The sequence below is a fragment of the Streptomyces kanamyceticus genome (assembly GCF_008704495.1).
GTDB classification, from domain to species: Bacteria; Actinomycetota; Actinomycetes; order Streptomycetales; family Streptomycetaceae; genus Streptomyces; species Streptomyces kanamyceticus.
Window position 1 is genome coordinate 7317892 of sequence record NZ_CP023699.1, and the last position, 12853, is coordinate 7330744.

Sequence of the window (12853 nt, forward strand, 5' to 3'; positions counted from 1 at the left end):
AGACGTCGGAGCGACGGTCTCCAGGGCCTGCTGCTGCTCATGAACGTACGGATTTCGTCGAGGGCGAAATCGCCCAGGGCTCCGGACGGGGAACGTCCGGAGCCCTGGACCGTCGTACGGAGAATCAGCCGAGGTCGCCCGCGGCGGTGTGCTCGGCGAGGCCGACCAGGGTGCGGACCGCGGTGCCGGTGCCGCCCTTGGGCGTGTAGCCGAACGTGCCGCCCTCGTTGAAGGCCGGGCCCGCGATGTCCAGGTGCGCCCAGGTGATGCCCTCGCCCACGAACTCCTGGAGGAAGAGGCCCGCCACCAGGCCGCCGCCCATGCGCTCGCCGATGTTGGCGATGTCGGCGGTGGGGGACTCCATGCCCTTGCGCAGGTGGGCGGGGAGCGGCATCGGCCAGGACGGCTCGCCCGCCTCCTCGGAGATCTCGTGGACCGAGGTGCGGAACGCGTCGTCGTTGGAGACGATGCCGAAGGTGCGGCTGCCGAGGGCGACCATCATGGCGCCGGTCAGCGTCGCCACGTCGACGATCGCGTCGGGCTTGTCCTCGGAGGCCTTGGCGATCGCGTCGGCCAGGACGAGACGGCCCTCGGCGTCGGTGTTCAGGACCTCGACGGTCTTGCCGCTGTACATCCGCAGGACGTCGCCGGGGCGGGTCGCGGATCCTGAGGGCATGTTCTCGGCGAGCGCCAGCCAGCCGGTGACGTTCACCTCCAGGCCCAGGCGGGCGGCGGTCACGACGGCGGCGAAGACGGCGGCGGCACCGGCCATGTCGCACTTCATGGTCTCGTTGTGACCCGCGGGCTTGAGCGAGATGCCGCCCGAGTCGTACGTGATGCCCTTGCCGACGAAGGCGAGGTGCTTCTTCGCCTTGGAGCTCGTGTACGAGAGCTTGACCAGGCGCGGCGGGGAGTCCGAGCCCACGCCGACGCCGAGGATGCCGCCGAAGCCGCCCTTGGTGAGCGCCTTCTCGTCGAGCACCTGGACCTTGATGCCGTGCTCCTTGGCGGCCGCGGTGGCGACCGCCGCGAAGGCCTCGGGGTTGAGGTCGTTCGGCGGGGTGTTGATGAGGTCGCGGGCGCGGTTCATCTCCTCGGCGACGGCGACGGCGCGCTCGACGGCGGCCTTGTACGCCTTGTCGCGGGCCTTGCCGCCGAGCAGGGCGACCTCGGCCAGCGGGGCCTTGGCGTTCTTGCCCTTCTTCTTCGCGTCCTTGGCGTCGCCCTGGTCCTTGTAGGCGTCGAAGGAGTACGCGCCGAGCAGGGCGCCCTCGGCGATGGCGCCGATGTCACCGGCCTGCTCGACGGGGAGCGCGAAACCGGCCTTCTTGACGCCGGTCAGGGCGCGGGCGGCGGCACCAGCGGCGCGGCGCAGCGCGTCCGTGCCGTACGTCTCGTCCTTCTCCGGGACCTCGCCGAGGCCGACCGCGACGACGACCGGTGCCTTGAAGCCGGAGGGCGCGGGCAGCTTCGTCACCTCGCCCTCGCCGCCGGAGGCGCCGAGGGTCTCCAGGACGGACGCGAGCTTGCCGTCGTACGCCTTGTCCACGGCCTCGGCGCCGAACGCGACGACCAGGCCCCCCTTGGATCCAGCGCCCTTGGCGACACCGACGACGATCGCGTCGGCACGCAGGCCGGACGCGGCGGCGGTGCTGAGAGTCAGAGCAGTCACGGTGGTGAGGTCCTCTTTCAGTGAGTTGCGACGGGCTTGTGGGGTGGTGAGCCCGTCGCGAGCCTACGCCCGTGAGCGCTGCGGTGCGCATCACTGTGTGTGTTCATCGTGGTGTCGCGTACGCCGGGGTTTCGTACGACCTGGCTCTCAGCCGAGCGCGAGGACGATCAGCGAGGCGGTCGCCGCCGTCTCCGCGAGGCCGCCGAAGACGTCCCCGGTGACGCCTCCGAAGCGTCGTACGCAGTGCCGCAGGAGCAGTTCGGCGGCGCCGCAGGCCAGCACAGCGGCGGCCGCGCAGCGCACCGCGCCGTACGCCCCGAAGAGCGCCCCCGCGCCCCCCGCGGCGGCCACCACGACGGCCGCGACGAGCAGCGCGCGGCCGCGCGGGACCACGCCCGCGACGGCGGCGCCGAGGCCCTCGGGACGGGCCGGCGGCACGCCCGCGCGGGCGGCCAGGGTGAGGGCGAGACGGGCCGCGACCGCCGAGACGACGGCGGCCACCGCGCCCCGGGCCCATGAGGCGTCGTACAGCTGGAAGAGCACCGCGACCTGGGCGAGCAGGACGAAGAGCAGCGTGATGACGCCGAACGGGCCGATGTCGGACTGCTTCATGATGCGCAGCGCGTCATCGGCGGGCTTGGCGCTGCCGAGGCCGTCGGCGGTGTCGGCGAGGCCGTCGAGGTGCAGACCGCGGGTGAGGGCGGCGGGGACCGCGGCGGTCGCGACGGCGGCGAGGAGGGGGCCCGCGCCGAGGGCGAGGAGCGCGCCGCCCGCGGCGGCCGAGCACAGGCCGATCACCAGACCGGCCAGGGGCGCCCACTGCATGCCCGCACGGGCCGCCGCGCGGTCCCAGCGGGTGACGTGGACGGGGAGCGCGGTGAGGGTGCCGAAGGTGAAACGTATGCCGTCGGCGGGGGAGGTTCTGGACACCGCGGCAGGCTACCCCGGGGAACGCCCCGCCCTGCGGAACGCTCTTCGGAGACGGAGGATGAGCCCATGGGTGACTGGTGGTACCGGAACATCGTCGAGCCGGGGAAGCTGCCGCTGCTGCTCGCGCTGCTCTCCTTCGTGGGCTCGTTCCTGGTCACCAGGACCATCACGCGGCTGATCCGCGCGGGCAAGGGGCCGTTCAGGAACATCAGCTCGGGCGACGTGCACATCCACCACGTCGTGCCGGGGATCTTCCTGATGCTGGTCGGCGGCTTCTGGGCGGTGGCCGCCGGACGGCACGGCGCGGGGCCGCTCTACGCCGCGGTGATCTTCGGGGTCGGCGCCGGGCTCGTGCTCGACGAGTTCGCGCTGATCCTCCACCTCGACGACGTCTACTGGAGCGAGCAGGGCCGCAAGAGCGTGGAGGTCGTGATGCTCACGGCCGCCCTGGTGGTGCTCGTGCTCACCGGCTTCACGCCGTTCGGGGTCAACGACCTGTCGGTCACCGAGCGGCACAACCGCGCCCTGCTCGCGCTGAACGTCGGCATCAACTGCGCCTTCGCGCTGATCGCGCTCCTCAAGGGCAAGCTGCGCACGGCCCTGATCGGCATGGTCGTGCCGTTCGTCGCGCTGGTCGGCGCGATCAGGCTCGCCAGGCCGGGGTCGGCGTGGGCGCGGCGGTTCTACGGCAACCGGCACCGGGCCAGGGCGCGCGCGGGCCTGCGGGCCTTCCGGCACGACCGGCGCTGGGCGGGTCCGCGCCGCAGGTTTCAGGACTTGATCGGCGGCTTCTCGGAGCCGGGACCTTCGGTGGGCGCGGCACCGGAGCCCGGGTCCACGGCTGATCCCGAGCCGGATCCCGAGCGGGTGTCGCGGCGCCGGTGACGCAGCGTCGAGATCGCGCAGAGCACGGCGACGGCCAGGATGGCGGCCAGGTGCTCCTTGCCCGCGAGGTTGTTCTTGACGAGCACTTCGAGCACCATCACGGCGCTCACCAGGGCCGCCGTGAAGTACGCCCGGTAGCGCCAGCAGACGAACACGGCCAGGCCCACGACGGCCGCCGAGGGCCCCGTGTCGACGACCTGCGCGTCGGTGGCGGGCAGGCCGAACGGGTTACCCGTGCCGAGGTCGATGCCCACGCGCGCGTAGAGCGTGCCCGCGAGGGTGGCCGCGTAGCCGATGACGAGCGTGCGCCACCAGCCCAGACAGATCTCCGCGATCCCGAACACCAGCAGGATCTGCGCGAGCGCGCCCCACACGGGCAGGTCGAGGGCGGGGACGAAGAGGGAGAGCGGGGTGCGCAGGAGCGCGAGCCAGAGGGGCTCCTCGGCGCGCACGGAGCCGATGTTCTGGACGAACTGGTAGCCCCAGGGCTGGTTCTGCACGAACTGGCAGGCCGCGGTCAGACAGACCGCCGCCAGCGTCATGGGCACCGCCCGCCACCGCCGGGCCGCGAGGGCGGCCCGCACGGTGGAGAACAGGGGTCCCCACTCGGCGCGGGCGCAGCGGGCCAGTGGGCTCATCGTCTTGACTCCAGGTGCTTGCGGTGCAGCCACTTCGGCAGTCCGGGGGCTTCGAGGAAGCCCTCGGCGCGTGCGGACGCGATGCCGATGCGCAGCAGGTCGCCGCTCTTCTCGAAGAGGAGGAACCGGGGTTCCCAGATCGGCCGGTACTTCGCGTTGGCGCGGTAGAGCGACTCGATCTGCCACCAGCGGGAGAAGAAGCTGAGCAGCGAGCGCCACATGCGCAGGACCGGGCCCGCGCCGAGTCGCGAACCACGTTCGAAGACCGACCTGAACATGGCGAAGTTGAGTGAGACCTGAGTGATCTTGATCTCGGGGGCGCGCTGGAGGAGTTCGATCACCATGAACTCCATCAGGCCGTTCTCGGAGTCGCGGTCGCGCCGCATCAGGTCCAGGGAGAGCCCGTGCGGGCCCCACGGCACGAAGGAGAGCACCGCTCGCAGTTCGCCGTCGCCGTCGGTGCATTCGAGCATCACGCACTGCCCGTCCGCCGGGTCGCCGAGCCGCCCGAGCGCCATCGAGAAGCCGCGCTCGGTGGCGCCGTCGCGCCAGTCGTCGGCACGCTCCAGGAGGTGGGTCATCTCGTCGGCGGGGATGTCCTCGTGGCGGCGGATGCGGACGGTGTACCCGGCGCGCTTCACGCGGTTGTAGGCCTGGCGGACGGTGCGCATGGCCCGTCCCTCCAGCGTGAAGTCGGCGATCTCCACGATCGCCTCGTCGCCCAGCTCCAGGGCGTCCAGGCCGTGCCGGGCGTAGATCGTGCCCGCCTCCTCGCTCGCGCCCATCACGGCGGGGAGCCAGCCGTGCTCACGGGCCTCGGCGAGCCACGGCTCGATGGCGCCGGGCCAGGCCTCCGGGTCGCCGATGGGGTCGCCGGATGCCAGCGAGACCCCGCCCACCACGCGGTAGGCGACCGCCGCCTTGCCGGTCGGCGACCACACGACGCTCTTCTCGCGGCGCAGCGAGAAGTAGCCGAGGGAGTCGCGCTCGCCGTGCTGGTCGAGCAGCGCGCGCAGCTTCTCCTCGTCCGCCTCGGTGAGCGGGTCGACGGCCCTGCGGGAGCGGAACGCCGCGTACAGGACGGCGCAGAGCAGCAGCGCGCTGAGCACGTTGATGGCGACGTTGACCCAGCCGGGGGTGGTGATGCCCTCGAAGCGCTTGTCGTCGGCGGCCAGCGAGACCAGGCGCATGACGCCGTAGCGCCAGCGGTCCAGGAAGGTCGAGCGGTAGTCGTCGTGGGCGGTGTTGGTGAGCGTGACGATCAGCGTGGCGATCAGCGAGGTCACCAGGAGCCCGCCGACCGCGACGGCCGAGGCCAGCTTCGGGTTGGAGCGGTCGCCCTTCGCGTAGAACTCCTTGCGCCCGACGATCAGCGACGCGACGAACGCGGCGGTCAGGACGAGTGAGATCCAGTTCTGCGCGTACGCGCGGATCTCCGGGAAGATCATCGCGAAGGCGAAGAGCAGCAGGAAGAGCCCGCTGAGCACGAGGTTGAGGATCCATGCGGCGCGCTTGCGGCGCCGCATGGTGATCGCCAGGAACAGCGTGAAGAGACCGGAGGCGAAGCCCGCGGTCAGCAGGTACGGAGTGAAGTAGTTCTCCGTGTTGTGCTGCCGCAGGTCCTGGCCGAGGGAGACCCAGACCGCGCTCAGGAAATTGATGAAGGTGACGGCGCGGAGATACCAGACGGCGAAGCCCGCGGCTCTGCGTCGCGTGGTGCTGCGGCGTAGTTCCCGGCGCCCGATGTTCTGCTCATCTCCCATGAAAGGGGATCATATGGGGTTTCGTCCATTGGAGATGATCTAGGGGTTCCCAGGGGGTACCAGGGGCTACCGGGGGTTCTGTCCGGTTCGGGGCGCTCCGGGCTATCCCTGCTGCTCGGACTCCGCGGCGGCGGCCTCCTGCGGCTCGGTCTCCTTGTCCTCGGCCCGCTCCGGCAGCTCGGCCGAGAGCGCCGCCGCGGCCTGTACGAGCGGCAGCGCGAGCAGCGCCCCCGCGCCCTCGCCGACCTTGACCCCGTGGTTCAGGAGCGGCTCGAGAGCCATCCGGTCCAGCGCCTTGGCCTGCGCGGGCTCCCCGCTGTCGTGCCCCGCGAGCCACCAGTCGGGCGACCGGAAGGCCACCCGCTGGGCCACCAGCGCGGCCGCGGACGCCACCACGCCGTCCAGGATCACGGGCGTACGGCGCACCGCGCACTGCAGCAGGAACCCGGTCATCGCGGCCAGATCGGCCCCGCCCACCGCGGCGAGCAGCTCCAGCTGGTCGCCGAGCACGGGCCTGGCCCGCCGCAGGGAGTCCCGCACCGCCGCGCACTTGCGCATCCACGCGAGGTCGTCGATGGCCTCGCCACCGCGGCCCGTCACCACGGAGGCGTCGGTGCCGCAGAGCGCGGCGATCAGCGTCGCGGCGGGCGTCGTGCCGCCGACGCTGATGTCGCCGAGTACGACCAGGTCGGTACCGGAGTCCGCCTCCTCGTCGGCGACGGCCATGCCCGCGCGCACCGCCTGCTCGGCCTCCTCCGCGGTCAGCGCGTCCTCGATGTCGATGCGCCCGGAGCCGCGCCGCACCCGGTGGCCCGCGACCTCTGCGGGCAGTTCGCCGGGGTCGCAGTCGAGCGCCATGTCGACGACCCGGACGGGCACGTCCAGGCGGCGCGCGAGCAGGGCGACCGGGCTCGTGCCCGCGAGCACGGAGCGCACGAGGTCGGCGGCGCCGCCCGCGGGCCGTGCCGATACGCCGAGTTCGGAGACTCCGTGGTCGCCCGCGAAGAGCACCACGCGCGGCCGCTCGACGGGGCGGACGGGGACCGCCGACTGGGCCGCCGAGAGCCACTCGCCGAGCTCGTCGAGGCGGCCCAGGGACCCGGGCGGCAGGACCTGCCGTGCCCTGCGCTCCTCGGCGTCGCGGCGCACCCCGCCGTCGGGGCGCTCGATCAGGTCGGTGAAGTCGTCGAGATTCAGCGAGCTCATTCGGCGAACAGTACCGGGAGGCGGGGCGATGTGCCTCGGACGGCCCCGCGGGCGCCGGGCCACCGAAGTGACGGGCTGTCAGGGCCGGTCGTGGCGCGACCGCGATCCGGTCGCGCCATGTGATCAATTGGATGCGCGGCGCCAGCACGCCGGTGCCGCCGACCCCCTCGCGGTCCGGCGCCCGCGGCCCCGCCACCCCCACTCCAGGAGGTACGACCATGACCACGGATGCCGCCCAGCGGGTCGCCGAGCGCCGCCCCGCCTACCTCGCCGAACTCGCCCGGGGCACCGAACGGTTCCACGAGCCGCGCCGCACCGAGTGCCCCTGGTGCGGCTCCTCGCGGCTGCGGGTCAGGCTGCGCACCACCGACCTCATCCAGCACAAGCCGGGCACCTTCACGCTCGACCAGTGCGAGGCCTGCGCCCACTCCTTCCAGAACCCCCGCCTCACCCCCGAGGGCCTGGACTTCTACCGCAAGGACTTCTACGACGGCCTCGGCGGCAAGGCGGCCGAGCAGCTCCTGGGTGCCGCGTCCGGCGACAGGCGCCAGCTCTCCCGCGCCCGCGCCCTGCGCGCCTTCGACGAGCCCGAGTGCTGGCTGGACGTCGGCACCGGCCGCGCCCGTTTCCCGGCCCTGGCCAAGCAACTGCTGCCGTACACCTCCTTCGACGGGCTCGACCCGGGCGACGGCGTCGAGGAGGGCGTGCGGCGCGGCCGCATCGAGGAGGGCCACCGCGGCACCCTCACCGAACTCGCCGCGGACCTCGCGGGCCGCTACGACGCGATGAGCATGTTCCACTACCTGGAGCACCGCCCCGACCCGCGCGAGGAGCTCAGGGCCGCCAGGACCGTGCTGCGCCCCGGCGGCCACCTGATGATCGAGGCCCCCGACCCCGAGTGCCGCTACACCCGGCTGCTCGGCAAGTGGTGGGTGTCCTACCTCCAGCCGCAGCACCTGCACTTCGTGCCGCTGGAGAACCTGGAGAAGGAGCTGACGGAGCTCGGCTTCACGGTCGTCGGCGTCGAACGCCGCGCGCCGCACGTGCCGTTCGACCTCGCGACGGCCGTGGCGCTGCTCCTCGACAGCCGCTTCCCCAGGGCCGACGTCCCCTGGCGGGCCAGGCCCGCGACGCCGCTCCAGCTCAAGCTGCGCCAGGCCGCGCGCTGGACCTCGGCGCCGCTGGTCGCCGCCGCCCGCGGCCTCGACAGGGCCCTGCCCCCGCTCCTCACCCGCACCGGCTTCTCCAACGCCTACCGGGTCATCGCGCGCAGGGGCGACGACACGTGAGGCGGCCGGTGCCCGGCGGGCGGCCTGAGGTCAGCCGCGCAGCGGCAGCGCCTGGCCCGCCACCACGAGGAGCACGTGCTCGCACTCCGCCGCGAACGCCGCGTTGAGACGGCCCAGTTCGTCGCGGTAGCGGCGGCCCGACGCGGTGGCGGGGACGATGCCCGAGCCCACCTCGTTCGAGACGGCGACGACGGTGCGGCGCGTCGCGCGGACCGCGGCCGCGAGTTCGGCCACCCGCGCCCGCAGCTCGCGCTCGCCGCCGCCCGCCCACTCGGCGTCGTCCCACGCCCGCACCTCGTCCATGACGTGCGTCAGCCACAGGGAGAGACAGTCGACGAGCAGCGCGGGCCCGTCGTCGGCGAACAGCGGCACCAGGTCGCAGGTCTCCGTCGTACGCCAGGATCCCGGCCGCCGCTCGCGGTGCAGGCTCACCCGCCGGTCCCACTCCGTGTCGCCGTTCCTGGTCCCGCCGGTCGCCACGTACAGCACCTCGGGGAAGGACTCCAGGCGCCGCTCGGCCTCCACGGACTTGCCCGAGCGGGCACCGCCGATGACCAGGGTGCGGCGCGGCACGTCGGGCACGTCCTCGTACGCGCCGACCACCAGCGTCGTGCCGTCCGGCACGGCCCGCGCGCCCGCGGCCGCGAGACGGCGCGTCAGCTCCCGGCCCTGCGGCGCCTCGTGGCCGATGTGGACCGCGACGACATCGGTGGTGGGCCCGATGGCCCCGGCGGCGCGCAGCCTGGCCAGGCCGTCGGGCCGCGCGACGACATCGGCGACGACCATCTCGTACGGAAGCCGCTCGGCGGACCCGTTCCCCTCGCCGATCCCGGCGGGGGCCCCGCCCGGCGGCAGGTACAGGAGCCGCTCGCCGTCAGGACCCGTCACCTCGTACCCGGTGCCAGGCGCGTCCAGCGCCACCGCGCGCACCCGGTGCCCGGTGAGCAGCGCGAGCTCCCGTCCGTCGGCGACCCGGCCGGGCTGCGGAAGGCCCGCGGGGACGTCGACGGCGGGTCCGTCGTGCGGGTGGGAGAGCAGGACCTGGCGCACACCGCCGAGCGAGTGCCCCGCGCGGGCGGCCGCGAAGGCGGCGCCCGGCGTGAGGTCGAGCAGCAGGACGCCGTCCACGAGCAGCGCCGTCGCGGCGCGCGCCGCCCCGCCCAGAGCGGTCGAGCAGGCCGCGCAGGGGCAGGCGGCCAGGGGCAGTCCTTCGGGGGCACCGGTGCCGAGCAGAGTCAGTTCCACACGAAGATCCTCCCGCGTCGGGTCCAGGGCCGCGCGCCCGGCTAGGCTTCAAGCGGATTCAGGCGGTTCTCAGGCCGCTACGGACCTTCGGGAGGCTGACATGGCGGCATGGACGTGGCGGTTCGAGAAGGCGGACGGGACAGAGGTCCAGCCCGCGGTGCAGCCCGAGGAGTTCACCACACAGGGCGACGCGGAGTCCTGGGTCGGTGAGTACTGGAAGGAACTGGCCGACGGCGGTGCCGACCAGGTGCGGCTCTTCGAGGACGCGAACGAGATCTACGGCCCGATGAGCCTGCACGCGGAGGCGGGGGCGGCGGCGGATTCCGAGTCGGATCCGGAGCCGGAGGAGTCGCAGGCGTAACCGGCGCCGGGTGCTCGGCACACGGGAGGCGGCGGCCGGACTCCGGCCGCCGCCTCCCGTGCGTTCCGCCCGCCTCGCGCCGGGGGAGTGCTACATCTCGCCGAGGGTGATCTCGGCCGACTCCTCGTCGCCGTCGCGTACGTACGTCACGTTCGTCCGCTGGCCCGGCCGGTCACCGGCGAGCACCTCGGAGAGCGACTCGATGGTGGTGATCCCGTCGTCGCCGAGCTTGGTGACGATGTCACCGGCCCGCAGCCCCGCGCCGTCGGCGGCGCCGTCCTTCTTGACCTCGACGACGGCCACGCCCGCGGGCCGGTAGTCGTCCCCGAGGACGGTGCGGCCCGTGATGCCGAGCGCGGCCCGGCCCGAGTCGGTGACCTTGCCGTCCTTGATGATCTGACCCGCGACGGTCTTCACCATCGAGGACGGGATGGCGAAGCCGATGCCGGGCGCGGCGCTGTCGCCCATGTCCGGGTCGGTCGCGGCGAGCGTCGGGATCCCGATGACCTGCCCGTCGAGATCCACCAGGGCGCCGCCGCTGTTGCCCGGGTTGATCGCCGCCGAGGTCTGCACCATGTTGCCGATGGTGGCGCCGGTGCCGCCGCCCCTGCGGCCCTCGCTCACGGTGCGCCCGGTGGCCGAGACGATGCCCTGGGTGACGCTGGAGGACAGGCCGAGCGGGGAGCCCATGGCGAGCACGATCTGCCCGACCCCGGCCTTGGTGGAGTCGCCGAACGTCGCGGCCTTCAGACCGCTCGGCACGTCCTTGAGCTTGATGACGGCGAGGTCCTGCTCGGGATAGGCGGAGACGAGCTCGGCGGTCAGCGCCTGCTCGCCGGTGGCCGTGGTCACCTTGAAGGACTTCTCCTCGCCCACGACATGGGCGTTGGTGACGATGTGCCCCTTGTCGTCGTAGACGACCCCGGAGCCGAGGCTGTCCCCGGCGTCGATCTGGACGACCGACGGCAGGACGTCCTTGATCACCTTCTGGTAGTCGTCCTGGAGGTCGTTGGCGGCGGCGGGGGCGGCCTGCGTGGTGGAGCCGCCGGAGTCACCGGATCCGGAGGAGGCACAGCCGCCGACGAGGGCGACGGCGGCGAGGGCGGCGACGAGGGGCGCGGAGAGGGCGCGGGTATGGGGCCTTGTCATGCCCCGAGTGTGCTTTTCGCCTGTTCGTGCCGCCCGCGGTGCGGGGTAAACGGGTGGGCGGGCGGGAAGCGTCCGCCGCGAAGCGGCGGTTCAGTCAGTCCCGCACCCCACACAGATGCAGCAGAGCAGCGACCCGCCGATACGGATCGATCCGCCCGGCCCGCTCCTCCGCGGCGAGCAGCGACTCCAGCTCCGCGTCCGGCGGCAGGACGGGGTCGTCGCCCACGGTGTCCGTGAAGATCCGCACCCCGTACCAGACCTGCAACGGCGCCGCGATCCCCGCCAACGTGGCGGTCAGCGCGTCGAGCCGGTCCGCGCGAGCCTCGATGCCGAGCCGGTTGCGGTACGTGGCGGAATCGAACGCGGCGAGCGCCCCCGACCAGTCACCGGCCAGGCCCGGCCGCATGGCGAGGGCCTCCGCGTTGCGCACCAGGAGCGAGAGGAGACCGCCGGGAGCCAGCATCCTGGCGAGCCCGGCGAGCAGCGCGTCGGGCTCGTCGACGTACATCAGGACGCCGTGGCAGAGCACCACGTCGAAGCTGCCCGGCAGGAAGTGCACCCCGGTCTGGTGCCCGTCGCCCTCGACGATCCGCACCCGGCCGCGGATGCCCTCGGGCTCCCCGGCGAGCGCCGCACGCGCGGCGGCGATCATCTCGGGGTCCTGCTCGACGCCCGTCACCTTGTGCCCGGCACGGGCGAGACGCAGCGCCTGCGTCCCCTGGCCCATGCCGACGTCAAGGACCCGCAGCCGCTGCCCCACGGGGAAGCGGGCGGCTATCTGCTCGTCGAGCTGCCGGGCCACCAGCTCCTGACGCACGGCATTGCGCAGACCGCCCAGCTTCGTCAGCCAGGCGGTGGCCCCGCCGGTGAATCCGCTCAGGGCCGCTCTCCGCGCTTGACCTGCGGCTTCGGCAGACGGAGCCGACGCATCTGGAGCGTGCGCATCAGGGCGTAGAAGACGGCGCCCTTCTTGCTCTCGCTCGGGAAGCGCTCGGCCAGGCGCTTCTTCAGGCGGAACGCGGTGGAGATCGAGTCACCGATGATCAGCACGATCACGAAGAGCCAGAGCAACAGCGCGATGTTCTGCAGCTGCGGAATGCGGACCATGCTCAGGACGAGGATGATCACCGCGAGCGGCAGGAAGTACTCGGCGATGTTGAAGCGGGAGTCCACGAAGTCGCGCGCGAACTTGCGCACGGGACCCTTGTCACGAGCGGGCAGATACCGCTCGTCACCGCTGGCCAGCGCCTCGCGCTGCTTGGCCATCTGGGTGCGGCGCTCGTCGCGCTGCCGCTTCGCCGCCTCCTTGCGCGTCGTCGGCGTATTCGTCACGCTGCGGCGCTGCGACTGCGCCATCGAGCGCTTGGGGGTGGGGCGGCCCTTCGGGGCCTGCGGGTCACGGGGCTGGTTGGAGTCGGTCACCGGCGCGGCCGGGGCCTTCTCTTCCTTGGATCGGCTACGGAACACAAAATCCAAGGGTACGGGGTGCGGACGCATGGACCCCAGCCCACGGGGGAACGATCCGGCAACACCAAGCGTCTTGATTTACGTGCCTAAGGGGACGTAGCAGGCGGTATCCAGCCGGTTCATGGTCGGTTATCCGCCTGTTTCGGGGTCGGCTCCCAGGGGTGCACCTACTCCTTACGCCGGATCGGTGCCGGACGCAGTCGTCCTTGGGGATGAGCGCATCCGCTCGCGAACAGTGCGGTAATGGA

General features: G+C 72.8%; 12 protein-coding genes. 3 read left to right on the top strand and 9 right to left on the bottom strand.

Annotated features, from left to right (window positions below; translation table 11 throughout):
- Window positions 1-124 precede the first annotated feature (124 nt).
- Together CP970_RS31630 and CP970_RS31635 are read right to left on the bottom strand one after the other, a co-directional pair.
- Window positions 125-1672 carry a leucyl aminopeptidase gene (locus CP970_RS31630; protein ID WP_055553751.1) on the bottom strand — a complete coding sequence of 516 codons (1548 nt, stop codon included), beginning with the start codon at window positions 1670-1672 and terminating at the stop codon, window positions 125-127.
- 147 nt (window positions 1673-1819) lie between these two features.
- Entirely contained in the window at window positions 1820-2602 is a 783-nt protein-coding gene (locus CP970_RS31635) for an adenosylcobinamide-GDP ribazoletransferase (RefSeq protein ID WP_055553749.1), read from the bottom strand.
- Window positions 2603-2668: 66 nt separating this feature from the next.
- On the opposite strand from CP970_RS31635, the gene CP970_RS31640 reads away from it, so the two are divergent.
- Window positions 2669-3487, top strand: coding sequence for a hypothetical protein (locus CP970_RS31640; protein ID WP_224058852.1), 819 nt, complete (start codon window positions 2669-2671; stop codon window positions 3485-3487).
- Here CP970_RS31640 and CP970_RS44400 read toward each other — a convergent pair.
- The 3 genes from CP970_RS44400 to cobT all read right to left on the bottom strand — a co-directional run bounded on the left by CP970_RS44400 (window position 3373) and on the right by cobT (window position 7094).
- Window positions 3373-4125, bottom strand: a complete 753-nt coding sequence (locus CP970_RS44400) for a hypothetical protein (protein ID WP_157877793.1) — start codon at window positions 4123-4125, stop codon at window positions 3373-3375. The two genes, CP970_RS31640 and CP970_RS44400, sit on opposite strands and share 115 nt — an antisense overlap.
- The gene (locus tag CP970_RS31650; protein WP_055553747.1) at window positions 4122-5888 is read right to left on the bottom strand and encodes a phosphatidylglycerol lysyltransferase domain-containing protein; all 1767 of its coding nucleotides are present in this window, start codon (window positions 5886-5888) and stop codon (window positions 4122-4124) included. The genes CP970_RS44400 and CP970_RS31650 overlap by 4 nt, the downstream gene beginning before the upstream one ends.
- Window positions 5889-5990: 102 nt before the next feature.
- Window positions 5991-7094, bottom strand: a complete 1104-nt coding sequence (gene cobT / locus CP970_RS31655; RefSeq protein ID WP_055553745.1) for a nicotinate-nucleotide--dimethylbenzimidazole phosphoribosyltransferase — start codon at window positions 7092-7094, stop codon at window positions 5991-5993.
- Window positions 7095-7312: 218 nt separating this feature from the next.
- On the opposite strand from cobT, the gene CP970_RS31660 reads away from it, so the two are divergent.
- Window positions 7313-8383, top strand: a complete 1071-nt coding sequence (locus CP970_RS31660; protein WP_055553743.1) for a class I SAM-dependent methyltransferase — start codon at window positions 7313-7315, stop codon at window positions 8381-8383.
- Between the two features lie 30 nt (window positions 8384-8413).
- On the opposite strand, the gene CP970_RS31665 is transcribed toward CP970_RS31660, so the two are convergent.
- Complete coding sequence (locus CP970_RS31665; protein WP_055553741.1) at window positions 8414-9628, bottom strand: bifunctional adenosylcobinamide kinase/adenosylcobinamide-phosphate guanylyltransferase; 1215 nt, start codon at window positions 9626-9628, stop codon at window positions 8414-8416.
- Between the two features lie 100 nt (window positions 9629-9728).
- Here CP970_RS31665 and CP970_RS31670 point away from each other — a divergent pair, with 100 nt between their 5' ends.
- Window positions 9729-9989, top strand: coding sequence for a hypothetical protein (locus tag CP970_RS31670; protein WP_055553739.1), 261 nt, complete (start codon window positions 9729-9731; stop codon window positions 9987-9989).
- Window positions 9990-10079: 90 nt separating this feature from the next.
- Here CP970_RS31670 and CP970_RS31675 read toward each other — a convergent pair whose 3' ends face one another.
- The 3 genes from CP970_RS31675 to CP970_RS31685 all read right to left on the bottom strand — a co-directional run bounded on the left by CP970_RS31675 (window position 10080) and on the right by CP970_RS31685 (window position 12635).
- On the bottom strand, window positions 10080-11138 hold the full coding sequence (locus CP970_RS31675) for a S1C family serine protease (protein WP_150494263.1): 1059 nt from the start codon (window positions 11136-11138) through the stop codon (window positions 10080-10082).
- Window positions 11139-11232: 94 nt separating this feature from the next.
- The gene (locus CP970_RS31680; RefSeq protein WP_263406803.1) at window positions 11233-11940 is read right to left on the bottom strand and encodes a class I SAM-dependent methyltransferase; all 708 of its coding nucleotides are present in this window, start codon (window positions 11938-11940) and stop codon (window positions 11233-11235) included.
- Between the two features lie 74 nt (window positions 11941-12014).
- Window positions 12015-12635 (bottom strand): DUF3043 domain-containing protein, encoded by a 621-nt coding sequence (locus tag CP970_RS31685; protein ID WP_079043491.1) that lies wholly within the window; start codon window positions 12633-12635, stop codon window positions 12015-12017.
- Window positions 12636-12853 lie beyond the last annotated feature (218 nt).